Source organism: Exiguobacterium sp. SL-9 (genome assembly GCF_004336985.1).
Lineage (GTDB): Bacteria > Bacillota > Bacilli > Exiguobacteriales > Exiguobacteriaceae > Exiguobacterium.
This window is the reverse complement of the sequence record NZ_SJUO01000002.1, coordinates 325422-348220: the sequence shown is the minus strand read 5'-3', so window position 1 is coordinate 348220 and position 22799 is coordinate 325422. Positions and strand designations below refer to the sequence as shown.

Here is a 22799-nt window from a genome sequence, read left to right as displayed (position 1 = left end):
CGTCCCGGCGTATAAGCGGGACGCTCTCTTCAGTTCACCAACCGAAAAGCTGTCGGACGATGTCGACAGTTTCGCGGGGAACGCGGAAGCTCGCCAAAAATAAGAAGAGCAAGACGGCGTAGATGGGGATTAAAAATCGTTTGCGAACAATCGGCAAGGCACGAACGAGACGCTTGAAGACCCGTTCTAGTATGTAAATCATAGCAAACCCGACTACGAGCCATACTAATATCTCGCTTCGTGTCTTGTCCGTATCGATGAACAAGTAGCCGTAGCGCAGAATAGCCAGCATGCCGATGACGCCGACGAGTTGCTCGAGCGGGTGTTTCATTTCTGGATTCAACTGTTCACGTGTCCATTTTGTCATGACTTCACCTTTTTCACGTAATCTTCGCTCTCGAGATCATCAAACATGAGAGCGGAATGTGACAACGGACTTATGCTATCATGAATGGGGAAAAAAGAACAGGAGTGGTGAACATGAAACAATTGACAACGATGAACGAGTATACAGAAGCGAAACAAGGGAAGAGCATCTTGATGTTCTCAGCGACATGGTGCGGTGACTGTCGTTTCCTCGATCCGTTCATGCCAGAAATCGAAGCGAAGTTCGAAGCTTGGACGTTCTACTATGTCGACCGTGACGAATGGATGGAACTCGCGCAAGAACTTGATATTTTCGGGATTCCAAGTTTCGTCGCCTTCAACGGTGGTCAGGAAGTCGATCGTTATGTCGGACGTGAGCGGAAGACGCCTGAGCAAGTCGAGGCCTTCCTTCACGGGTTAGGGTGATCTAGATGGAACGAAATGAGTTACGACGCCATCTCGAACGCCGGTTCACCGAAGGGTACCGGACCTCATATGACAGGGAGAATGAGGTGTTGCGCATCGAACGGTCAGCGGATCGATTCGGTGTCAACATCCGTCTCGCTCCGCTCGTAGCGAAAACGAAAGTACGGGGGGAAGTCGCGATCGACGAGGTCGTCGACTATATCAAGACGGCGCTCACGGCCGACGATACGGTCACGATCGCTGGCAATGAAGCGAACATCTACCCGGTCATCCGTTCGGCCTCGTTCTCAACAGAGACGAAACGTGGGGAAGCACTCGCGATGACCCCGCATACAGCCGAGACGGCAATCTTTTACGCGCTCGATTTGGGAAACGGCTACCGGTTGATCGAAGAGCGGCACTTGGGCGGGATGCCTTTGAGTCGTCTCGACGAATTGGCACGGGACAACGTCAAAAAGTTGCCGACCGATTTAAAAGAAGACACTGTGGCCGGGAATACGTTCTATTTCCTGGCAGCTCGGGACGGCTATGAAGCGTCACGCCTTTTAAATGACGAGTTTTTGCGGGTCATGGAGCGTCGCATCGAAGGCGATATGCTTGTTGGGGTGCCGCATCAGGACGTGATGATTATCGCGGACATCCGCAACGACCAAGGTTATGATGCGATGCAACAGCTCATGTTCGACTTTTTCACGAATGGGCGGATCCCGGTGACGGCTCTTTCATTCCATTATGAGGACGGCGTTCTCGAACCAATTTTCATTGTCGGAAAAAAGAACCCACCAACGGACGCATAATCTGCTAAACTATTTGTGTCTAGTTTGAAAGAAGGGGCGTTTTTACGTATGCAAATTAATGCTTTTTATAACCGTGAAGGAATCGGCGATGTCCTCATGGTCTTGTTAAGAGAAGGTGATCGCCACCACCAAGTCGTTGAACGGAAAGATGATGTCGCCATCGTCAAATCGGCGACGGGCAAAGTCAATGGTTACAACGTGTTCAACGCGAGTAACTATTTTGACGTCAGCGATTGGCACGGACCGGTCGAGTTGACAGCTGAGTTGATTGAGACGCTCGGCGTCATCTTGCGCAAACAAAATATCGAAGCCGAGTTGTCGGGCGTGGACTTCACCCCGAAATTCGTCGTCGGTTACGTCAAGGAAGCCGAGAAGCACCCTGATGCGGACAAGTTATCGATTTGCCAAGTCGAGACCGATCAAGGTGATGTCCAAATCGTCTGTGGCGCGCCGAACGTAGCGGCCGGCCAAAAAGTCGTCGTCGCGAAACCAGGAGCGGTCATGCCGTCCGGTTTGATCATACGGCCATCGAAGTTACGGGGCGAACGTTCACACGGCATGATCTGTTCAGCTCGAGAATTGAACTTACCTGACGCACCGCAAGAAAAAGGGATTCTCGTATTAGATGACGAATATGAAGTAGGGAAAGCATTTGAAATCGGTCGCTAAATTCGACCGATTTTTTGCTAAATAGGATTGAGTGAAAAAGCGAGGAATCAAGTATGGATGCCTATGAACGTTCATTAAAACAACAAGCAGACCGAATTCGGCGTGAACTTTCCCAAGAAGGGAAGAAAGGTGCACCTGCACCGAAGCCCGAACCGAAGGATGAGTTCATTCCGTCAGATGTGCCATCACCGATTTACGGTTACGCTCGACCTAAACCGAAAATTGAACTCCCAATCGGGCATTCTCCCGAGACGAGAGACGACTTATCGGTCAGGCAGGCAAGACGGGTCGCGCAACCGGTTGAACGAGTAGCTGATGATGTCCCAACGCCAGCTGTTCCGGTTGAACCAAAGCTTGACATGGAACCTATCGAGGAACCGAAACTGACCGTTGACGAAACGACAATGGAATCTTTTGACGCGCGCACGGATGAACTTGATTCGGCATCAGCAGAAGAATTGTCGGTGGAAGAACCAGTTGCAGAAGAGCTGGCAGTAGAAGAGCCGTCAGTGGAAGAACTGTCGGTAGAAGAACCGGTTGCAGAAGAGCCGGCTGTAGAAGAACCGGTTGCAGAAGAGCCGTCAGTGGAAGAACTTGAGGAAATTGTCACTGAGCAAGCGGACGTGCCGAGCGAAGAAACGATTATTTCCACGGAAACGACCGAGGAAAATCCAATCGTCTCTGAAACCGAGACGACTGAACAAGACATCAAACCGTTACTCGGAGAAGTTTCGATTTTAGAGAGCGGGTTCGCCTCGGTGTTCATGGGTTCGACCGAATTAAAATCATCGAAACTTGCTGTCCGGGAAGAAAAAGAGGACGTGACCGAAGAAGACGTTTCGCTTGAGGCGCCGGTCGAGACGGTGGCCCCGATTGTCGAAGATGTTGCGAAAACATTACAGAGCGAAGACACGATTGAAGTCCCCGATGAAGAGGAGTTGACGCCTGCGATGAGCGTCACATACAAAGCGGAAGGCCCTCCGCTCAACGTCATGATGACGCCGCAAGACCGGATGGCGATGTACAAGAGTCGCCGTTTGGCGAAAAAAAACAATAATCTGTAATAGCATGACTCCTGGAGTTTTGCTATAATGACAAAGGTTTGTCGCATTTTTTCTGCAGACCGCAATGAATTAGGGGGGCTATTTACAGATGAACCGTTATCACTTCGTCGGAATTAAAGGAACGGGCATGAGTCCTTTAGCTCAAATTTTAAATGACATGAACAATGAGGTCCGAGGTTCGGACGTTGACAAAGCATTTTTTACTGAAGAAGCATTGAATCGCAAAGGAATTGAAATCCTTCCGTTTGATCCTGAAAATATTACCGAAGGGCAAATCGTCGTACAGGGCAACGCCTTCACTGACGATCACCCTGAAGTCGTTCGGGCGCGCGAGCTCGGATTGACGATATACAAATACTATGAGTTTCTCGGCGAACTGGCCGACCACTACACGAGTGTCGCCATTACGGGATCTCATGGTAAGACATCGACGACAGGCCTTTTAGCCCACGTCATGCGCGGCATCGAGCCGACGTCGTTCTTGATCGGCGATGGCACAGGAGAAGGGGTCGAAGACTCGAAAAACTTCGTATTCGAAGCATGTGAGTACAAGCGTCACTTCTTATACTACCGTCCAGACTACGCAATCATGACAAACATCGACTTTGATCACTCGGATTACTTCTCGGGTCTCGATGACGTCATCGATGCGTTCCAAGAGATGGCGAAACAAGTGAAAAAAGGCATCATCGCTTGTGGCGATGATGAAAACCTGCAACACATTCAAGCGAACGTGCCAATCGTCTACTACGGTTTTGGCGCCCATAACGACTTCCGCGCCGAGAACGTGAACTCGACGGACAACGGGACGACGTTTGACGTCTACTTACGTGACGACTTCTATGGGACGTTCCGCATTCCGGGATATGGCAACCACAGCGTCTTGAACGCCCTTGCCGTCATCGCGACATGTGACTATGAGAACTTACCGAAAGAGTTGGTCAAAGATCGTCTTGAGACGTTTAACGGCGTGAAACGTCGTTTCAGCGAATCGACGCTCGGAAACCAAGTGTTAGTGGATGATTATGCCCACCATCCACGGGAAATCAGTGCGACAGTCGAAGCGGCGCGTAAGAAATATGTCGGCCGTGAAGTTGTAGCCATCTTCCAACCACACACGTATACCCGCCTTAAATCATTCATGGATGATTTCGCTGCGGCATTAGCTGAAGCGGATGCTGTATACTTGTGTGACATCTTCGGTTCGGCTCGCGAACAAGAAGGCACGGTCACGATTGAAGACTTGCAATCGCGCATCGAAGGCGCGAATGTCTTGAAGCGGGGCGGAGTCAGCGTCTTAAGTCAACATACAGATGCTGTTCTCCTGTTCATGGGAGCCGGAGACATCCAAACGTATCAACGTGAATATGAGAATCACGTCCAACTTGAAGCGTGAATCGAGAGCGAACGGCTTAAGCTGTTCGCTTTTTTTGTGTTTAATCTCAAGCTAAGACGGTAATAGTATTAGCGACCGAATTTGGAAAAGGAGATGTTAAGGATGGCAAGCCAAGGTGCTTTGAACACATTGAACAAAGAGGTGGCCAACTACGGCCTCTTATTCGTCAAACTGCATAACTACCACTGGTACATTAGCGGACCTCACTTCTTCACGTATCACGAAAAGTTAGAGGAACTGTATAACCTCGTCGCTGAATTGTACGACGACGTGGCGGAGCGTCTCTTGATGAATGACGGCGAACCGTATGCGACGATGAAAGAATATCTCGAACATTCGACGTTGCAAGAAGGGGATCGTCACGCGGATACCGAGCAGATGATCAAAGACGTCATCGGTGACTTCAAACAAATCCGTCAAGAGATGCAAGACGCGATGGAAAACTTCGAAGACGGGGATGAAGCGATCGAAGACACATTCGTGTCTCACATCGAACGCCTCGAGAAAGAGATTTGGATGATGTCGGCAGCGCTCGGCAAAAAGACCAAACTGTAATAAAAAACAAGCGTGCCGCAATCGGCACGCTTGTTTTTTTATTTTAAGTTTTCTGGGTTGAGTGGCAAGAGTGAATCGACGACAAAACGGCCGTCTTTGCGAATCAAGACGTCATCGAACCAAATCTCACCGCCGCCGTAATCAGGACGTTGGATATTGACGAGATCCCAGTGAATTGAAGAGTCGTTCCCGTTATAGGCATCATCGTAAGCCTGACCCGGTGTGAAGTGGAAACTGCCGTCGATTTTCTCGTCGAACAAGATATCTTTCATCGGATGCTGGATGTACGGGTTGACGCCGATGGCGAATTCGCCGACATAGCGTGCGCCTTCATCCGTGTTGAACACTTCATTGATCCGGTCTGTATCGTTCGCCGTCGCGTCGACGATTTTTCCATCTTGGAACGTCAACGACACGTTCTCGAACGTGAAGCCGTGATACGGAGACGGTGTGTTATAGGTGATGACGCCGTTAATCGAGTCTTTAACCGGCGCTGTGAACACTTCACCGTCCGGGATGTTCATTTGACCCGAGCACTTAATGGCCGGGATGTCCTTGATTGAGAAGGTGAGGTCCGTTCCCGGCCCTTTAATGGTGACACGGTCCGTCTCGTTCATGAGCGTGACGAGTGCGTCCATGGCTCGGTCCATCTTCCCATAGTCGAGTGTACAGACGTTGAAATAGAAATCTTCGAACGCCTCGGTCGATTTACCAGCGAGTTGCGCCATCGATGGCGACGGGTAACGGAGTACGACCCATTTCGTACCTTTGACGCGGTCCTCGGTATGCATTTTGCCGATCGTGGCCCCGACGAGTTTTTGTTGTTCGGCCGGAACGTCCGATAGCTCGTTAATGTTATCACCGGCCCGAAGTCCGATGTAGGCGTCCATCGCCTGCATCTGTTTGCGCTCGATGTCGGCCATGAGCTCAAGCTGCTCCCGGCTCGCCCCCGTGTAGAGCTTGCGCAAAATACGGCTCTCTTTCAACAAGACGAACGGATGCCCCCCGGCTTCGTACGCTTTCTCGACAAGCGCTTCGACGAGCGACTCCTCGACACCGAAATTTTCGATTAGAACGCGTTCCCCTTGTTTTAATTCGACTGAATAATTGATTAATCCGTCGGCGAGTTGCGTGATTCTTGGATCTCTCATACGTCCACCCCTTTAACTTTTTTAAATTTATTTCTATTTTAGTGTAATCGAAAACATAAAAACGGGTAAAGGAATAATCAGACCGGATGGCGAAAACGGTTGTGACAAATCTTTTCAGTCATAATGGTGCTATAATGAAAACACCACATTATCGAACAGGAGGAATGGATGCATGGAAATCACATTAGGAGGCATTGCAGGGCTCATCGCGGCACTCGCATTTGTCGTACTCGTATTTTTCTTGGCTCGCGTCTTGTCGAACGTCAATCGGACACTCGGTAGCGTCGCCAACACGACCGAAAACTTAGAACGTCAATTAGACGGAATCACAATGGAAGTGACGGCGCTCTTACATAAGACGAACCGTCTCGTAGATAACGTCGAAGAGAAAACAGAATTGCTCGCACCGGTGGCTCACGCCCTTGATGAGCTTGGCACGTCACTTAACGAAGTGACAGAATCGGTACGAACGGTTTCTTCTTCTGTTCACGTGGCAGCAGACGAAAATAAAGACCAGATTGCCCAAGCGGTACGTTGGGGATCTGTCGCTGTAGAATTATTTAAGAAAAATAAACCTGAAACGTCTTCTGACGAACGACCATCACGTCGTCGTGGACGTCGGGACCGGAAGCAAGAACAAGAACCGACAACGGTCTCACCAGGATTGATTGCGACAGACGATACGATTAAATCATAACTAGCAAAAGGAGGAAGTAACGATGACATACGACAAGAACAAAACATATAACAACGAACAGCAATCGAGCGGTGGATTTTTGGCAGGTGTCGTTCTCGGCGGCGTAATCGGTGCAGCCGTGGCGCTCCTCACAGCACCGAAGAGCGGTCGGGAAGTGCGTACGTATTTAGATGAGAAGACGGCGACGTCGCGTGAGCGATTGACGGTCAAATCGAAAGAAGTACGCGAAAAAGCGGAGCCAGTCGTCGGCGAATGGATTAAAGTCGCGAGCGATAAAGCAGCGCCGGTCTTGAACCTCGTTAAAGATAAAGCGCGTGAAGCCGCAGAATTGAAACAACAAGTCGATGAAGACGAGTTGTCAATTGAAGAGGCGATGGAGAAAGCCGATCAACTCGTAGCCGAGGCAGAAGCTGAAGTAAAAGAGCAACTGGATCGCGCTTCAGAAGATCAATCGAGCGAACCGAAAGATGCGAATGATTCGTCGAAAGCAGACGCCAAATCTGATGCGTCTACTGAAAAATCGAAGGCATCTGAAAACAAGGCGAACACAAAAAAAACGGCGACGAACAAACAAGAAGCATCGAGCAGTCGTGACCAATCAGAGAACTACGAATCGGATTTTGAAGCCCCTGTCAAAGATTTGCTCGACGATGAGTCGAAACAAGAATTGAAGGACTTGAAAAACGACTTAAAAAACGGCAACAAGTAATGTCTCGAGCGTCCGGTCTATCCGGGCGCTTTTTTTGTTGATTTTGTGTCGTCAGCCCATTTCCTTATGACAAAGCGATTAAAGTTCGTTATAATTAAGAATCTGGAAAGAACGGCTTAGAAATGAGAGGGTAATTATGAGTCCACAAGATCAGTTGAATCGATTACGTCGCGAGATGGATGAGTTGAATCGTGAAATGCTCGACTTGCTCAGCCGCCGCGGCACACTCGCTGTTGAGATTGGAAAAGTAAAACGTCTGCAAGGTGTGGAGCGATACGATCCGGTACGTGAACGTGAGATGCTCGATTTCGTCGCTGCGGAGAATCCGGGGCCGTTCGAAACGGCGCGCTTGCAGCATCTGTTCAAAGAGATGTTTAAAGCCTCGGCCGAACTGCAAGGGGAAGATCGAGATAAGACGTTGCTCGTCTCGCGGAAGCGCCAAGCTGAAGACACCATCGTCACGCTCGATGATGTCACGATCGGCAATGGACGCCCGCAATTGATTGCAGGTCCATGCGCGGTCGAATCATTTGAGCAAGTGAATGCCGTCGCCGAAAAATTGGCGTTGTCCGGTGTGAAAATCTTGCGAGGCGGCGCGTACAAGCCACGCACCTCCCCATACGACTTCCAAGGGCTCGGTTTCGAGGGATTGAAACTGTTGAAGCAAGCGGCAGATCGTCATGACTTGCGGGTCATCTCTGAAATCATGACGCCTGGTGCCGTCGAGTCGGCACTTCCTTATGTGGACATCATCCAAGTCGGCGCACGCAATATGCAAAACTTCGACTTGCTGAAAGAAGTCGGGAAGACGGATAAGCCGGTGCTCTTAAAGCGCGGTTTGTCGGCAACGATTGAAGAGTTCATCTATGCGGCCGAGTATATTATGGCAAGCGGCAACAGCCAAGTCATCTTGTGCGAGCGAGGGATTCGGACGTATGAACGGGCGACGCGCAACACGCTCGATATTACAGCGGTCCCTATTTTGAAACAAGAGACGCATTTGCCGGTCATGGTCGACGTCACGCACTCGACAGGACGACGCGACTTGCTACTTCCGGCAGCGAAAGCAGCGCTTGCGGTCGGAGCGGATGGCGTTATGGTGGAAGTACACCCGAACCCGGCCATCGCCTTATCAGATGCCCAGCAACAACTCGATTTCGACCAGTTCGATCAATTCGTGGACGGGCTAACGGCTCAGTTCCCTCAACTTGATTTGGTAAAAAAGTAAGCTTTCCAATTGGAAACGTTTTATATAGCGTGAAGACAGGGTAAAATGATGACAGATACCTGTCTTCCTTTTTTGACACGTTTTTTGAAAATCGTTTGAAAATCATTGCTTGTAGGAGGAGTTTTAATGAATAGTAACAATGTAACGATCTATGATGTCGCACGAGAAGCCGGGGTGTCGATGGCAACCGTTTCACGCGTCGTCAACGGAAACCCGAACGTCAAACCGACGACCCGCAAGAAAGTCCAAGATGCGATTGACCGTCTCGGCTATCGCCCGAACGCCGTCGCCCGTGGACTTGCCAGCAAGAAGACGACGACGGTCGGCGTCATCGTCCCTGATATCTCGAACATCTTCTTCGCAGACCTCGCGCGCGGAATCGAGGACGTCGCGACGATGTACAAGTACAACATCATCCTCGGGAACTCAGACTCGAACCGTGACAAAGAGATTCATTTGTTGAACACGTTGCTCGGAAAACAAGTCGACGGTATCATTTTCATGGGCGGTCGTCTGCACGAAGACCTCGTCAACGAGTTTAAAAAGTCACCGGTCCCAATCGTCCTTGCGGCGACACTCAACCAAGGGTATGATCTCCCTGCGGTCAACATCGATTATGAGCAAGCGGCATACGATGCGACCGAAATGTTGATTGGCCACGGTCATAAACAAGTGGGCTTCATCACGGGACCACTCGAGCAACAAATCAATGGCGAGAAGAAATTCTCTGGTTACCGCCGTGCCCTTGACGACGCCGGACTCCCGTTCCGTGAGAGTGACGTCGTCCTCGGGAATTACACGTACGCATCAGGCCTTGAGGCGATGCAGAAGATGCTCGAACGTGACGATTGCCCGAAAGCGATTTTCGCCGGTACGGATGAGATGGCACTCGGTGTCATTCACGCGATTCAAGACGCCGGTTTCTCGGTCCCGAACGATTTTGAAGTCGTCGGCCATGATAACACGCGTCTCGCGACGATGATTCGTCCGAAATTGACGACGGTCGTCCAACCGATGTATGACATCGGTGCCGTTGCCATGCGTCTCTTGACGAAAATCTTGAACGCTGAAGAAATCGAAGAGAAAAACGTCGTCTTACCGCACCGCATCGAACGTCGCGATTCGGTACGCCAAGACTGAATAAAAATCCCCTCGCCTGTCGGAGTCACTCCGCGGACGAGGGGATTTTTTTAGACATATATTGATTTGCGATCGTTCGAGATGAACGGCCAAAATGCGCGTTTCGACACTTCCCAGTTCTTCTCTTCGATCTGTTGGCGCCGGGGAATATGTTGGAACGTGTACGTGTGATCATCCCAACGCGTGGGCAAAGGTTGATCGGCTTTGGCCTGCCACTGGTCAATCCATTCAATCGGGATGTCCCCACTGTACGGCACCTCGCGCGTCAAGCCGGCCCACACTTGGGCCCAGGCGCGCGGCACCGTCCGATACCAGTCATATCCGCCGCCGCCGAGCGCGACGAGGCGACCTTCCGTATACTCATCGGCGAGTCGAGAGGCGATTTGAGGAATCTGTTCGAACGTCCGAATCGTGGAGGCAAGGTGTGTCAACGGGTCGAACGCATGAGCGTCGGCTCCATTCTGTGTCAGGATGATATCCGGTTTGAACCACTCACACGCTTCCCGGAACACGGTCTCGTAACAGTGTAGGAAAGAATCATCCTGGGTGAACGCATCGACTGGGACATTCCAGCTGTATCCGTAGCCATTTCCGTTGCCACGCTCCGTGACCGCTCCTGTCCCAGGGAACAAGTAGCGACCGGTCTCATGGATCGATAACGTCATCACATCCGCATCATCATAAAACAGCCATTGGACGCCGTCACCATGATGGGCATCCGTATCGACATACAACACACGCGACCCGTACGTCTGACGGACGTGGGCAATGGCGACAGCTGCATCGTTATAGACACAGAAACCTGATGCTTTTCGTCTCATTCCGTGATGCAGGCCGCCCCCGACGTGAAAGGCACGCTCGAATTTACCGCTCGCGACCAAGTCGAGGGCGTGTATCGTCCCACCCACGAGTCGAGCGGCCCCTTCATGAATCGTCGGGAAAATTGGAGTGTCTTCTGTCCCGAGACCGAATTTGTTCGCTTTTAACGTCGACAGCTCACCTGCGGCCGCTGCTTGGACCGCCTCGATATAATCGATGTCGTGGACGAGCGCGAGCGATTCAACCGAGGCGAGGGGAGGGGCGATACACTCGGAGGCTTGGAGCTTACCTGAGGCGTTCAGGAGGGACGTCGTCAGCTCCAGGCGAATCGGATTGAACGGGTGATCCTCGTGAAAACGGTACGAGTTTTCGTTCTCGCCGAATATGTAGGCCGGTCTCATTGGGACATCTCCGGACCGAGCACATCGAAACCTTCACGCTTCAACCGTTCGATGATACGCAGCGGATTCATCGTCTGGACGCGGAACGAGATGATCCGTTTGTAAGGGTCGGGCGTCGGGTGGACGAACACGTTAATGATGTTGACGTTCGTCTTGGCTAGGAGACGCGTCACTTTCTCAAGCGTACCGGTCGTGTTTTCGACTAAGATTTCAATTTGCGAACTCGGCTCGAGTGCGCCGGTCAATTGGACGAAGTAGCGCAATAAGTCCGTCTCAGTCAATACGCCGACGAGCTTTCCTTGTTCGATGATGGGTAGACATGTTAAACGATATTCATAAAACAAGGCGGCCGCATCTTCGAAGAAATCGTACGGATTCGCCGTTGTCACATCTTGTCGCATGATGCTCGAGACAGGGTTTTTAAAGTCTGCGCTTTCACTTTCGGGGTGGAAAACGCTCGTCGCACCACTCATCTCGAACTGACCGACGATGCCGACGACTTGACGGGCCGGATTCGTGACGATGAGATGGCGTACTTTATGATCGCGCATGAGCTTGGCCGCATGGGCGATCGTATTGGTCGGCTGAATCGTCACGACATGACGGTTCATCATTTGTTCAATCAGCATCCAAATCCCTCCTTAGTCATACATGAACCGGCGTCGCAGCCGGAGTGAATCGAAATGGTCGATCGTCTCTTGTCGGACGTTCTTACCGATTCTTGCCATCAGACAGTTGGCCGGGTGCGAAGCGATTTCCGGATCGTCGGTCGGGAAGAAGATGAGCCCGCCATGATTCATCATCTTCTCCATTACTTTTCGGTAATCCCAAATCGAGAGACCACTTCCTTTTAGATCCCAGTGCCAATAATATTCCGTCGTCAAAATCAAGAAATCGTCCATATGCGGGTCCATCATCGACACCTCAAGGAGCTGTTTTCCAATCCGTTGGCCGCGGTAACGCGGGCTCACTTCGATGGCGCCGAGCTCGAGAATATACGGGTCGTTCCCTTCACTCCAACGTTCATACGGATCTGGATATAAATATGTCACGTAGCCGATGACCAGGTCATCGACGCGGGCCACGATGATTCGGCCTTCTTTTAGGGCAGCGATTTCAACGAGCGCCTTGTGTTGGTCCTCAGGTTCACGAAATGCGGTCAATCCCTCATCGAGGCGATACGTCGCTAGTCTATCGCTTTCGATGGGTCCATCGATGATTACGGCTCCGAGTGAGGTTTCCCACACCTTTGAATGATATTGTTTTTCCATGGAGTCACCACCTTTTCCATCTTCTATTATAGCGCTTTCATCCCACTTCGTTCACGCTCTTTTGGAGATTTTGGAAATTCATTGATTTGTCACAATATTAACACTATACTGAAAGTGGTTATACCATTCATTACAGGGGAGGCGAATCTTTAGCGATGGAAAAATTGAAAGCGTTATCAGGGGAACATCAATTGGCGTCGTATGAAGAGGCTTGTCAGTCGTTCGAGTGGACACAAGCAGAAGCGTTATGTTCATGGAATTTGACAGGGAACGTCAACATGGCGTACGAAGCGATTGACCGTCATGCTGAAGGCGAACTTGCCACAAAATTGGCATTGCTCTATTTCGATGGGGAACGAGAAGAGCGCTACACGTATGAAGATATGAAACGAGAAAGCAATCGGTCCGGAAACGTTCTGAAATCGGTTGGAGTGGAGAAAGGCGACCGCGTCTTCATCTTCATGCCACGGAGTCCAGAACTTTATTTTATTTTGCTCGGCACACTCAAGCTGGGTGCGATTGTTGGACCATTGTTTGAGGCGTTCATGGAGCAAGCCGTCCACGATCGTCTGCTCGATTCGGAAGCGAAAGTCATCGTGACGACCGAGGCGCTCTTGCCACGTGTCCCGGTCGATCAACTTCCGCACTTGGAGACGATTTTAATCGTCGGCGACGTGGTGGAGGAGTCAGGAAAAATCATCGACTACCGTAAATTGGCGGGTGACGCCTCGACCGACCTCGACATCACGTGGGTTGACCGTGAGGACGGTATGATTTTGCATTATACGTCAGGCTCGACTGGGAAGCCGAAAGGCGTCCTGCACGTTCATAACGCCATGGTGCAACACTTGATGACCGGGAAATGGGTGCTCGATTTGCAACCGGACGATATATATTGGTGCACGGCTGACCCGGGCTGGGTAACGGGAACGAGTTACGGGATTTTCGCACCGTTCTTGAACGGGGCGACGAACGTGATCGTCGGGGGACGATTCAATCCTGAGTTCTGGTATTCGGTCATCGAACGGTTCGAGGTCACGGTCTGGTACAGCGCGCCAACAGCGTTCCGCATGCTCATGGGTGCTGGCGAAGAAGCGTTCGAGAAATATGATCTATCATCACTCCGTCATATCCTTTCGGTCGGTGAACCACTCAATCCGGAAGTCATTCGTTGGGGGAACGAATCGTTCGGACTACGGATTCACGACACGTGGTGGATGACAGAGACTGGTGCGATGATGATCTGTAACTATCCGACGATGGATATTAAACCAGGTTCGATGGGCAAGGCTATCCCAGGTTGTGAGGCAGCAATTTTAGACGACCGTGGTCAACCGCTCCCACCGCATCGGATGGGTAACCTGGCACTCAAGACGCCGTGGCCGTCGATGATGCGGAAGATTTGGAAAAACGATACGAAGTATGAGAGCTATTTCTGGGGCGATTGGTACGTCTCAGGCGACTCGGCCTATATGGATGAGGATGGCTACTTCTGGTTCCAAGGTCGCGTCGATGACGTCATCATGACAGCAGGAGAGCGGGTTGGTCCGTTCGAAGTCGAGAGTCGTCTCGTCGAGCACCCGGCTGTCGCCGAGGCCGGTGTCATAGGGAAACCGGACCCGGTCCGTGGGGAAATTATCAAGGCGTTCATCGCGCTTCGTAAAGGATACGAGCCATCGGACGAGTTGAAGGCGGAGATTCAAAAGTTCGTCAAAGAAGGTCTTGCGGCCCATGCGGCACCGCGTGAGATCGAGTTCAAAGACAAGCTTCCGAAAACCCGAAGCGGGAAAATCATGCGTCGTGTCTTGAAGGCTTGGGAATTGAATCTCGAGACAGGTGACTTATCGACAATGGAAGATTGAACGACAAAAGGTCGACACGCGATGTGTCGACCTTTCTTGTCGGGTTAGGCGCCGTCTGCTTCTTCGGCGTCTTCTTTCTTCTTATCTTCCTCAGCCTTTTTCTCGGCCTCGGCTTTCTTCTTGGCTTCTTCTTCAGCTTTTTTCTTCGCTTCTTCTTCAGCTTTCTTCTTGTCAGCTTCAGCTTTCGCTTTCGCGTCAGCGGCCGCCTTGTCTTTCGCAGCAGCCTCAGCTTCTTGTTTCTCTTCTTCAGCCTCTTGTTTCTTCTCTTCCGCTTCTTCTTTCTTCTTCGCCTCTTCTTCGGCTTTCTTCTTCGCTTCTTCTTCCTTCTTAATCTCTTCGACTTTCTTCTTCTCAGAGAATGAGCCAGAGTCACCGAAGTCGCTTGCTCTTACACTAGCCGGCTGCACAAAACGTGCGTTCGAGTTGAATACATTCGGGCTATCGAGATAGACGTTGTTGGCAATTTTAGACCACATGCCTTGCGTCCGTTGGTAGTAACGCCCATATCCTTGACCATCGACTAGACTATTTTCTTGATCGTAACCTGTCCAGACAGCTAGGGTAACGCCAGGAGTCGAGCCGACCAAATACGAGTCACGGCGGTCTTGTGTCGTACCTGTTTTCCCCATCCAGTCGCCAGGAACGTTCAAGAGTGATTTGGCGTATGTCGCTGTTCCAGATGTGTACACGTCTCGGAGCATATCGACGATCAGATACGCGGTGCGATCAGAGTAAATCCGTGTTTTCTTCGGATTTTTCTCGTAAATGACCTCGCCTTGATATTCGACGCGATCGATGATATACGGTTCAACGTGTTCGCCGCCGTTCGCGAGCATCGCGTAACCTGATGCCAGTGCCGCTAGTTCGACTGAACTGACACCGAGTGCCATTGATGGCGCATCACGTGTTTCCTCTGGGACGTTTATCCCCATTTGAAGCAGCTTCTCTGTGTCACTTCTAAAGTCCGCTAGCTCTTCGTAGATTTTCACAGCAGGGACGTTTCGAGATTGTTTCAATGCCTCACGTGCCGTCATCGGCCCTCGGAATGTTAAATCTTCATTGTTGATTTCAATCGTGTCTGGGTTTGATCCATTTTGATATTTATATTTCTCATCAATGATCACCGTATCGGTAGTAATGAGACCTTTCTCGATTGCATTCGCATAAACGAGAAGTGGTTTTGCCGTCGACCCGATTTGACGTTCCATTAGACGGGCACGGTTAAAATCATCCGTTTTTCCGTTCACATAACGACCGCCGACGAATCCGAGAATGCGACCTGTCTTGTTGTCGAGCATAATGGCTGCGGTTTGCTCCGGACCTTGTTCGGGGTCGATGTTCGGTGAGTTATTTGGTCCGAAGTTATTGACGTTCCGGGCCGGTTGTTGCATCGATTCGTGTACTTGTTTATCAAGTGACAAATGAATCTTATATCCACCTTGACGGAGTGCGTTATGGGCACGACGTCCATACGTGTTCGTAATTTCTTTTCGATCTTCCGTACTTAATTCGTTCAAGTCGACACCATCTTGTTCAAGAAGGTGGTCACGGACGATGATGAGGGCATCTTCTTCTGCCCATTGGACGACGTACGGATATCGGTCACGCGGCTTCGATTGTGTTTTCATGAAGTCTTTCGTGATGTCGTAATTAAAGGCGGCATTATAGTCTTTTTTACTGATCTTGCCGGCGACGTACATCCGATTGAGTACCGTCTTCATCCGGTTGATTGCCGGTGACACGTCCTCTTTAATGACACCCCCTTGGTAATACGGTGTGTACAGGAACGGGTTTTTCGGGATCCCCGCGAGGAAAGCGGCTTGTGGCAACGTCAATTTCTCAGACGATGTGTTGAACACGCCGCGAGCGGCTGCTTCAATCCCTGAGATGTTGCGTCCCATCGAGTTCCGTCCGAACGAGACGACGTTCAAGTACGCGTTCAAGATTTCATCTTTGTTCATCGCTTTCTCGAGACGAAGGGCGAGTAAAATCTCTTTCGCTTTTCGTTCGAACGATACTTCGTTCGTCAACATTTGATTCTTGATCAGCTGTTGAGTGAGCGTCGAGCCGCCGGTCCGGTCTTCCGATCCGGTCGCTTCTTGTAAGATGGCACGGAGCGTCGCTTTCGGCACGACACCGTCGTGCTCGTAAAACTCGACGTCCTCTGTGGCGAGTAACGCGTCGACGACGAACGGAGAAACTTTCTCGACGGCGACGGGAACCCGTACTTCATCCGTCGTATAGTTTCCGATCCGTTCACCGCTTCCAAAATAAATGTCAGAAGTCGATGAGTATGTGTTGATTTGTGATGTCATCGTCTTATATGCGGGTGCCGGCATATCCTTGACGAGGGAAGCGAAATACCCCGCTCCAATCCCGGCGCCTAAAAATCCAATGAGGACGACAGAAATGATGGTGAGGAGTAGCACGTTCCACGACACATCATAAAATACATTGGCATAACGGCGAGCTTTCAAGGACTTTGGTTGGTTCCATATGTCTCGAATCTTTTGCAGCATGACAGCCTCCTTAATATGGTGTAAAACTATTTTAGACAGTATTATATACGATTATAGCACAAGTCTTTCCTGACCTTACCCCGAATCGACTACCTGATGCAAGTTTCCATCTTCTTGGTTGACAATTTGGAAAAGGAACTTATAAAATGTAAAGCATAGTCCATAAATAAAGACGCGATGAAGAAAGCGAAGTAGTCGATTGACCGCTTGTCCAGAAAGCTAGTGGGTGCTGTGAACTAGCCAATGTCAACCGATGAATTACACTTTTGGAGCGTGCCGTTCGGCCGGGTCGAGACCGTTATCTCTCGCTTCAAGTGGCCACAGCTGTGGCAATTAGGGTGGTACCGCGGAATCTCCGTCCCTTCTCATATGAGAAGGGACGTTTTTTTATGTCAATCGAAGGAGTGGAACAGATGGAATTATTGAAGGATTTAGAATTTAGAGGTCTCGTTAACCAAATGACGGACGAAGCAGGATTGAAAGAACAGTTGAACAAACCGACGACGCTTTACACCGGGTTCGACCCGACGGCGGACTCGCTCCACATCGGGCACTTGCTCCCGATTTTAACGCTCAAACGTTTCCAAGAGGCGGGACACCACGTCATCGCCCTCGTCGGTGGAGCGACTGGCATGATCGGTGACCCGTCAGGTCGTTCGGATGAGCGTTCGCTCAATACGCTCGACACGGTCAAGGAATTCTCGGATCGGATTAAAGACCAATTGAGCCGCTTCCTCCCGCTCGAAGGAGAGAACCCGATTTCAATTCGCAACAACTACGAGTGGACGGAAGAGCTGTCGATTATCGACTTCTTGCGCGACATCGGGAAGCACTTCCCGATCAGTTACATGCTCGCCAAGGATTCTGTCGACTCGCGTTTGGAGAATGGGATCTCGTACACGGAATTCTCATACATGCTCTTGCAATCGTTCGACTTCTTGAAGTTATACGAGAATGAAAACTGCCGACTTCAGGTCGGGGGTAGCGATCAATGGGGCAACATCACGGCCGGTCTCGAACTCATCCGCCGCTTCGGTCACTCGGAGAAGGCGTTCGGGTTGACGGTGCCACTCGTGACAAAATCGGACGGACAGAAATTTGGAAAGACAGCCGGCGGCGCGGTCTGGCTCGACGCGGATAAGACGACACCTTACGAGTTCTACCAGTTCTGGATTAACGTCGACGACGCTGACGTGATCAAGTTCATCAAATACTTCACGTTCATGTCGCATGACGACATCTTGGCACTTGAAAGTGAAGTGGCATCTGCTCCTGAAAGACGTGTCGCTCAACGTCGTCTCGCTGAAGAGATGACGAAACTCGTCCACGGCGAAGCGGGTCTCGATCAAGCGCAACGCATCACGACTGCCTTCTTTAGCGGCGACTTGAAGACACTCAAGCCAGAAGACATGGATGCTGCTTTCAAAGGCATGCCACAGTTCGAACTTGACGGCGAACGTAACCTCGTCGATCTTCTCGTCGAAGCGAAGATTGCACCATCGAAACGTCAAGCCCGTGAAGATGTTCAAAACGGAGCGATTTACTTGAACGGTGAGCGGGAACAGGCGCTCGATAAGACGGTGACACACGCCGATACGCTCGGTGAGTTCACGGTCATCCGTCGTGGTAAGAAAAAGTACTTCGTGATTCGTCACGTCTGATTTATCCGTCCATGTCCGCAAAAATTGCGAGCATGGACGTTTTTTTATTGTCGCAAACTGGATTTGGTCTGCTACGATGGCAAGTATAGACGACAAGGAGGCTTTGTTATGGATATCGAAGAGTTTTTTGGCGAACAGTTCCACCAATGGCGGGAGCGGTTCCGCTACTATGAGATGGCGATCACCGAACTCGAGAGTGATCTCGGCATCATCGACCTCGATTGGCAGACGCGGCTCGGCTATTCCCCGATTGAACATGTGAAGACGAGGATGAAGACGCTGCCGTCAATCGTACGAAAAATGAATCAAAAAGGGCTTCCCCTCGAAGTGGAAGCGCTCTGGGACAATATTTATGACGTCGCCGGGGTCCGAATCGTCACGAGTTTTCGTGATGATATCTACGCCATCCTCGACCATTTGAAGAAACGGGACGATTTACAGATTGATGAGATCAAAGATTATATCGAACATCCAAAACCGAGCGGCTACCGGAGCCTGCACCTCATCGTCCGGACGAAAGTTTACTTGGCGGAACGCGTCATCTGGGTACCGGCTGAGATTCAAATCCGTACGCTCGCCATGGACTTTTGGGCAGCGACGGAGCATAAGCTTCAATATAAATACCAGCATCAAGTTCCCGAGATGTCACGGCATGAGTTGACCGAGGCGGCGAATATGGCAGATGCGCTCGATACACAGATGGGCCGCATCCGCGAACAAATTTTGAAGAAATAAAAAAATCCCCTTTCCTGCCGAGACAGGGAAGGGGATAAAAGCATTAACGTGAGTAGTACTCAACGATGAGTTGCTCTTTGATTTGGTCGTTCAATTCAGCACGCTCAGGAAGACGTACGAATGTACCTTCGAGCTTCTCAGCGTCGAATGTTACGTAGTCTTTTGTAGCTGGTGCTACTTCGAGAGCTTCAGCGATCGCTTTGAAGTTTTTAGACTTCTCGCGAACTGAGATGACTTGACCTGGTTTTACACGGTAAGACGCGATGTCTACACGTGAACCGTCAACTTGGATGTGACCGTGGTTGACGAGTTGGCGCGCTCCACGACGTGTGCGAGCGAGACCCATACGGTAAACGAGGTTGTCAAGGCGTGACTCGAGCAAGAACATGAAGTTCTCACCGTGGATTCCTTGCATTTTCCCTGCATCGTTGAAGATGCGACGGAATTGCTTCTCGTTGATTCCGTACATGTGACGGAGTGCTTGCTTCGCTTGAAGCTGAAGACCGTATTCAGAGATTTTACGACGACCATTTCCGTGTTGACCTGGTGCGTAAGGACGTTTTGCTAATTCTTTACCCGTTTCGCTAAGCGAGATGCCTAAGCGACGCGAGAGTTTCCAAGCTGGACCTGTGTAACGAGCCATGTTTGGACTCCTCCTTGTTGTTCATGTATTTTGCACAAAAGAACAACGGTGTCAAAGACGGGTGACGCCCCTTTCATAGGTTCAAGCACCTTCACTTGATAGCGAAGCTACGAGATGCTCCTCCGACTCAGTCGAGGCCCGAAAGGTGGATACGTCTGTCAATGACTGCTATCGTCATTTCATGCACAAAAATCAGTATACGATGAAACGATTCGCTTGTCAATCAGATGAAGCGAAGTAATGTTTGGCAAAATTGCTCCAACCCTTGACGGTCGACGTCTGAGAAACGGTCGAACTCTGGGCTGTCGATATCGAGGACGCCGATGGTCTTTCCGTCACGCACGAGCGGGACGACGATCTCCGAGTTTGAAGCCGCGTCACAAGCGATGTGGCCTGGGAATTGGTGCACGTCTGCGATCAGTTGCGTCTCTTGTGTCGAGGCGGCCGTCCCGCATACCCCTTTGCCGAATGCGATATGGACGCAAGCCGGAAGGCCTTGAAACGGTCCGAGGATGAGTGCGTCTTCGCCTTCTGTTAAATAGAAGCCGACCCAGTTGATGCGGTCAAGGAATTGGTTGAGCAATGCGCTCGCGTTCGAAAGGTTGGCGACGCGGTTCGTCTCACCTTCGAGAAGTGCGGCGAGTTGTTTGTTCAGTAGGTCATAACCGGCGGCCAAGTCGCCAGTGTAAGTAGTCGTTTGGAACATGTGATTCCCTCCTAATGAATGAAAGCAAGATTGATTAGCATTATGGTACACGCATTTTTTTGTTTTGTCTTCCTAAAAGATTCGTGCGGAAAATAACATTCTCTCCCTAAACCGTTGGAAAACCTATGCAAATCATTGGTTCTATAATATGATTAGTATTATCTATACTCATAAAATACTTCATTTATTCATTCAGATACATAAGTCCACGAAAGCGGCTTGGAGGTTGTGACAGAAATGGATTACGGAATCTACGGAATTTTAATTGGAATCATTGTCATCGCATTAGGGGCGATGCTTGGAAGCATGCTCGTGCGAAGGAATTTTTACCAGAAAATTGATGATTTAGACATGCGTAAACAAAGTGTGCTCAGCGCCAGCGTGCCGGCCGAACTGCAGAAGTTCAAACAGTGGCCGATGGAAGGCGAGACGAAAGAAAAATTCGAACGATGGCATCAGTCGTGGGACGAACTCGTCAGCGTACATACAGGGCAAATCGATGAGGCGCTTTATCACGCGGAAGAAGACTTGGACAAATATCGCTTCCTTAAAGTGAAATCGGATTTGAATGCGACGGAACAATTGATTGAAGAGCTCGAGTCGATGGTACACGCCATGCTCGACGAGATGGATGAGTTCAATCAACACCATTCCTCGCTCCTCGATATCGTCAAAAAAGACGAGAAAGAGCTGTATCAATTCCGCAAGACGCTCGTCGCCCAGAACAGTGCGTTCGGTCCGACGTATGAGCTCGTCGAGTCCGAAATCGCGGCAGCGGAAGCGAAGCGAACCGAGATGATCACGCTGAAGCAAGAAGGCCAAGTGTCCGAGGCGTATATCGCCGGACAAGTCTTATCTGAGAAAGTGGCGAAGATTCGTGAACTCGTCGGCGTCATTCCGCAATTCGTGCGCACAGTGCAAGTCGACTTGAAACAACAGCTCAACCAGCTGCGATCGGGTCATAAAGAGATGCAGATGGATGGATACGCGCTTGAGCCGCTCGGTTTAATAGAAGAGATTGAGCAAGCGGAAGATCGCCGTGCCGCGCTTATGGGCCGCATCGAACTGCTCGACTTCGATCATTTTGAGATGGATATGCAGCAACTCAGCTCGGACATCGATCAGTTGTTTGAAGCGTTCCGGACAGAAGTCGACGCGCGCCAATACGTGAAGAAAGAATTTGCGAGCGTGAAAGACCGGGAACGTCAGACGAGCGAAGTTATGGCGCGTCTTCATCAAGAGATGACGCGACTCGTCAGCAACTATGAAATCAACGCGAGGGTCGGAGAAGAATTTGAACAGCTCGAACGCGAACGGGCGACGCTCACCGCGAACGTGCTCGATATCGAACAAGCGCTTGTCGCTCAAATGATCCCATTCAGTATGATCAAGTCGAAAGTACAAGAAGCAAAACGGTCGCTCGATCAGTTTAGCGCCATGCATGAACGATTTATCGAGAATACGAACTCCCTTCGCAAAGAAGAAATCGAGGTCCGCAACAAACTCGAGTCTTGGAAGAAGGAACTATCGGCTCATCGGCGATTGCTCACGAAGAGTGCCATGCCGGTCGTCCCGACAGATTTGACGAACGATATGCGGCAACTGCAAAAAGGCGTTCAATCGTTAGACGAACAGTTCGAGAAGGCGCCGTTCAATATGACGTATATCGTCGGACTCAGTCATGACGTCGAAGAGACGATGGACAACTTCCGCGATCGTGTCAAAGCGTTATTGCGCCAGGTCACGTATGCGGAGCAACTCCTGCAATATGCGAATCGCTATCGCCGGCGTGACAACGAGGTCCATATTGCCTTGACGCTCGCCGAGAACAAATTCTTGCACGGTGAGTACGGCACGGCCGTCGAAATCGGCGAACGCGTCCTCGGACGCTTCGATGAAGGTGCGGCCCGTGAGATTCGCCAACGTGTTGAAAAAGGTTTGGAGCAACAAGAGCTATTACGAAAATAATGATGCATGAAGATTG

The 22799-nt window shown here is 50.6% G+C and carries 22 protein-coding genes and 1 other annotated feature; of the genes, 14 read left to right on the top strand and 8 right to left on the bottom strand.

The genetic code is table 11. The features are described 5' to 3' along the window. Positions 1–34: 34 nt before the first annotated feature. On the bottom strand, positions 35–367 hold the full coding sequence (locus tag EVJ34_RS06260; RefSeq protein WP_131437105.1) for a hypothetical protein: 333 nt from the start codon (positions 365–367) through the stop codon (positions 35–37). Between the two features lie 113 nt (positions 368–480). Between EVJ34_RS06260 and EVJ34_RS06255 the strand changes: the two genes are divergently transcribed. From EVJ34_RS06255 to EVJ34_RS06230, 6 genes are all read left to right on the top strand, one after another. After that, positions 481–792: a thioredoxin family protein gene (locus EVJ34_RS06255; RefSeq protein ID WP_131484984.1), complete on the top strand. Its 312-nt coding sequence runs from the start codon at positions 481–483 to the stop codon at positions 790–792. A gap of 5 nt (positions 793–797) precedes the next feature. Continuing rightward, entirely contained in the window at positions 798–1589 is a 792-nt protein-coding gene (locus EVJ34_RS06250; RefSeq protein WP_131484983.1) for a DUF1444 family protein, read from the top strand. 48 nt (positions 1590–1637) lie between these two features. Beyond that, complete coding sequence (gene ytpR / locus EVJ34_RS06245) at positions 1638–2258, top strand: YtpR family tRNA-binding protein (protein WP_201739924.1); 621 nt, start codon at positions 1638–1640, stop codon at positions 2256–2258. Between the two features lie 53 nt (positions 2259–2311). Beyond that, a complete protein-coding gene (locus EVJ34_RS06240) occupies positions 2312–3322 on the top strand; it encodes a hypothetical protein (protein WP_131484982.1) in 1011 nt (336 codons plus the stop codon). 88 nt (positions 3323–3410) lie between these two features. After that, a complete protein-coding gene (gene murC, locus EVJ34_RS06235) occupies positions 3411–4718 on the top strand; it encodes a UDP-N-acetylmuramate--L-alanine ligase (RefSeq protein ID WP_131484981.1) in 1308 nt (435 codons plus the stop codon). A gap of 102 nt (positions 4719–4820) precedes the next feature. After that, the gene (locus tag EVJ34_RS06230) at positions 4821–5273 is read left to right on the top strand and encodes a Dps family protein (RefSeq protein ID WP_131484980.1); all 453 of its coding nucleotides are present in this window, start codon (positions 4821–4823) and stop codon (positions 5271–5273) included. A 38-nt stretch (positions 5274–5311) separates the two neighbouring features. Here the strand turns inward: EVJ34_RS06230 and EVJ34_RS06225 are convergent, their stop codons facing one another. After that, positions 5312–6424, bottom strand: coding sequence for an aminopeptidase (locus EVJ34_RS06225; RefSeq protein ID WP_131484979.1), 1113 nt, complete (start codon positions 6422–6424; stop codon positions 5312–5314). 172 nt (positions 6425–6596) lie between these two features. Between EVJ34_RS06225 and EVJ34_RS06220 the strand changes: the two genes are divergently transcribed. From EVJ34_RS06220 to ccpA, 4 genes are all read left to right on the top strand, one after another. Next, positions 6597–7121, top strand: a complete 525-nt coding sequence (locus tag EVJ34_RS06220) for a DUF948 domain-containing protein (protein ID WP_131484978.1) — start codon at positions 6597–6599, stop codon at positions 7119–7121. A gap of 22 nt (positions 7122–7143) precedes the next feature. Further along, positions 7144–7830, top strand: a complete 687-nt coding sequence (locus EVJ34_RS06215) for a YtxH domain-containing protein (RefSeq protein WP_131484977.1) — start codon at positions 7144–7146, stop codon at positions 7828–7830. Positions 7831–7966: 136 nt separating this feature from the next. Next, positions 7967–9058 (top strand): bifunctional 3-deoxy-7-phosphoheptulonate synthase/chorismate mutase, encoded by a 1092-nt coding sequence (locus EVJ34_RS06210; RefSeq protein ID WP_131437122.1) that lies wholly within the window; start codon positions 7967–7969, stop codon positions 9056–9058. Positions 9059–9184: 126 nt separating this feature from the next. Further along, the gene (ccpA, locus tag EVJ34_RS06205) at positions 9185–10198 is read left to right on the top strand and encodes a catabolite control protein A (RefSeq protein ID WP_034778263.1); all 1014 of its coding nucleotides are present in this window, start codon (positions 9185–9187) and stop codon (positions 10196–10198) included. Between the two features lie 50 nt (positions 10199–10248). On the opposite strand, the gene EVJ34_RS06200 is transcribed toward ccpA, so the two are convergent. The 3 genes from EVJ34_RS06200 to EVJ34_RS06190 are packed head-to-tail and all read right to left on the bottom strand — an operon-like array spanning position 10249 to position 12689. Further along, positions 10249–11418: an acetoin utilization protein AcuC gene (locus tag EVJ34_RS06200; RefSeq protein WP_131437124.1), complete on the bottom strand. Its 1170-nt coding sequence runs from the start codon at positions 11416–11418 to the stop codon at positions 10249–10251. Beyond that, positions 11415–12047: an acetoin utilization AcuB family protein gene (locus EVJ34_RS06195; protein WP_131484976.1), complete on the bottom strand. Its 633-nt coding sequence runs from the start codon at positions 12045–12047 to the stop codon at positions 11415–11417. The genes EVJ34_RS06200 and EVJ34_RS06195 overlap by 4 nt, the downstream gene beginning before the upstream one ends. Before the next feature lie 12 nt (positions 12048–12059). Further along, the gene (locus EVJ34_RS06190; protein WP_131484975.1) at positions 12060–12689 is read right to left on the bottom strand and encodes a GNAT family N-acetyltransferase; all 630 of its coding nucleotides are present in this window, start codon (positions 12687–12689) and stop codon (positions 12060–12062) included. Positions 12690–12844: 155 nt separating this feature from the next. Between EVJ34_RS06190 and acsA the strand changes: the two genes are divergently transcribed. After that, on the top strand, positions 12845–14551 hold the full coding sequence (gene acsA / locus EVJ34_RS06185) for an acetate--CoA ligase (RefSeq protein WP_131484974.1): 1707 nt from the start codon (positions 12845–12847) through the stop codon (positions 14549–14551). 44 nt (positions 14552–14595) lie between these two features. Here the strand turns inward: acsA and EVJ34_RS06180 are convergent, their stop codons facing one another. After that, positions 14596–17070, bottom strand: coding sequence for a transglycosylase domain-containing protein (locus EVJ34_RS06180; RefSeq protein WP_131484973.1), 2475 nt, complete (start codon positions 17068–17070; stop codon positions 14596–14598). Positions 17071–17238: 168 nt separating this feature from the next. Then, positions 17239–17436, top strand: a binding site (T-box leader). 47 nt (positions 17437–17483) lie between these two features. On the opposite strand from EVJ34_RS06180, the gene tyrS reads away from it, so the two are divergent. Both tyrS and EVJ34_RS06170 read left to right on the top strand, forming a co-directional pair. Then, positions 17484–18731, top strand: coding sequence for a tyrosine--tRNA ligase (gene tyrS, locus EVJ34_RS06175; RefSeq protein WP_131484972.1), 1248 nt, complete (start codon positions 17484–17486; stop codon positions 18729–18731). Positions 18732–18839: 108 nt separating this feature from the next. Further along, positions 18840–19466: a GTP pyrophosphokinase gene (locus EVJ34_RS06170; RefSeq protein ID WP_131437136.1), complete on the top strand. Its 627-nt coding sequence runs from the start codon at positions 18840–18842 to the stop codon at positions 19464–19466. Between the two features lie 43 nt (positions 19467–19509). Here EVJ34_RS06170 and rpsD read toward each other — a convergent pair whose 3' ends face one another. Together rpsD and EVJ34_RS06160 are read right to left on the bottom strand one after the other, a co-directional pair. Then, positions 19510–20109: a 30S ribosomal protein S4 gene (rpsD, locus tag EVJ34_RS06165; protein WP_029595169.1), complete on the bottom strand. Its 600-nt coding sequence runs from the start codon at positions 20107–20109 to the stop codon at positions 19510–19512. A gap of 223 nt (positions 20110–20332) precedes the next feature. Continuing rightward, complete coding sequence (locus EVJ34_RS06160; RefSeq protein WP_131437138.1) at positions 20333–20815, bottom strand: GAF domain-containing protein; 483 nt, start codon at positions 20813–20815, stop codon at positions 20333–20335. Between the two features lie 237 nt (positions 20816–21052). Between EVJ34_RS06160 and ezrA the strand changes: the two genes are divergently transcribed. Further along, positions 21053–22783: a septation ring formation regulator EzrA gene (gene ezrA / locus EVJ34_RS06155; protein ID WP_131484971.1), complete on the top strand. Its 1731-nt coding sequence runs from the start codon at positions 21053–21055 to the stop codon at positions 22781–22783. Positions 22784–22799 lie beyond the last annotated feature (16 nt).

What these genes read in the sequence shown, in the direction of transcription:
- EVJ34_RS06260 (WP_131437105.1), bottom strand. Translation starts at nt 367, where the DNA reads ATGACAAAATGGACACGTGAACAGTTGAATCCAGAAATGAAACACCCG.
- EVJ34_RS06255 (WP_131484984.1), top strand. Translation starts at nt 481, where the DNA reads ATGAAACAATTGACAACGATGAACGAGTATACAGAAGCGAAACAAGGG.
- EVJ34_RS06250 (WP_131484983.1), top strand. Translation starts at nt 798, where the DNA reads ATGGAACGAAATGAGTTACGACGCCATCTCGAACGCCGGTTCACCGAA.
- ytpR (WP_201739924.1), top strand. Translation starts at nt 1,638, where the DNA reads ATGCAAATTAATGCTTTTTATAACCGTGAAGGAATCGGCGATGTCCTC.
- EVJ34_RS06240 (WP_131484982.1), top strand. Translation starts at nt 2,312, where the DNA reads ATGGATGCCTATGAACGTTCATTAAAACAACAAGCAGACCGAATTCGG.
- murC (WP_131484981.1), top strand. Translation starts at nt 3,411, where the DNA reads ATGAACCGTTATCACTTCGTCGGAATTAAAGGAACGGGCATGAGTCCT.
- EVJ34_RS06230 (WP_131484980.1), top strand. Translation starts at nt 4,821, where the DNA reads ATGGCAAGCCAAGGTGCTTTGAACACATTGAACAAAGAGGTGGCCAAC.
- EVJ34_RS06225 (WP_131484979.1), bottom strand. Translation starts at nt 6,424, where the DNA reads ATGAGAGATCCAAGAATCACGCAACTCGCCGACGGATTAATCAATTAT.
- EVJ34_RS06220 (WP_131484978.1), top strand. Translation starts at nt 6,597, where the DNA reads ATGGAAATCACATTAGGAGGCATTGCAGGGCTCATCGCGGCACTCGCA.
- EVJ34_RS06215 (WP_131484977.1), top strand. Translation starts at nt 7,144, where the DNA reads ATGACATACGACAAGAACAAAACATATAACAACGAACAGCAATCGAGC.
- EVJ34_RS06210 (WP_131437122.1), top strand. Translation starts at nt 7,967, where the DNA reads ATGAGTCCACAAGATCAGTTGAATCGATTACGTCGCGAGATGGATGAG.
- ccpA (WP_034778263.1), top strand. Translation starts at nt 9,185, where the DNA reads ATGAATAGTAACAATGTAACGATCTATGATGTCGCACGAGAAGCCGGG.
- EVJ34_RS06200 (WP_131437124.1), bottom strand. Translation starts at nt 11,418, where the DNA reads ATGAGACCGGCCTACATATTCGGCGAGAACGAAAACTCGTACCGTTTT.
- EVJ34_RS06195 (WP_131484976.1), bottom strand. Translation starts at nt 12,047, where the DNA reads ATGCTGATTGAACAAATGATGAACCGTCATGTCGTGACGATTCAGCCG.
- EVJ34_RS06190 (WP_131484975.1), bottom strand. Translation starts at nt 12,689, where the DNA reads ATGGAAAAACAATATCATTCAAAGGTGTGGGAAACCTCACTCGGAGCC.
- acsA (WP_131484974.1), top strand. Translation starts at nt 12,845, where the DNA reads ATGGAAAAATTGAAAGCGTTATCAGGGGAACATCAATTGGCGTCGTAT.
- EVJ34_RS06180 (WP_131484973.1), bottom strand. Translation starts at nt 17,070, where the DNA reads ATGCTGCAAAAGATTCGAGACATATGGAACCAACCAAAGTCCTTGAAA.
- tyrS (WP_131484972.1), top strand. Translation starts at nt 17,484, where the DNA reads ATGGAATTATTGAAGGATTTAGAATTTAGAGGTCTCGTTAACCAAATG.
- EVJ34_RS06170 (WP_131437136.1), top strand. Translation starts at nt 18,840, where the DNA reads ATGGATATCGAAGAGTTTTTTGGCGAACAGTTCCACCAATGGCGGGAG.
- rpsD (WP_029595169.1), bottom strand. Translation starts at nt 20,109, where the DNA reads ATGGCTCGTTACACAGGTCCAGCTTGGAAACTCTCGCGTCGCTTAGGC.
- EVJ34_RS06160 (WP_131437138.1), bottom strand. Translation starts at nt 20,815, where the DNA reads ATGTTCCAAACGACTACTTACACTGGCGACTTGGCCGCCGGTTATGAC.
- ezrA (WP_131484971.1), top strand. Translation starts at nt 21,053, where the DNA reads ATGGATTACGGAATCTACGGAATTTTAATTGGAATCATTGTCATCGCA.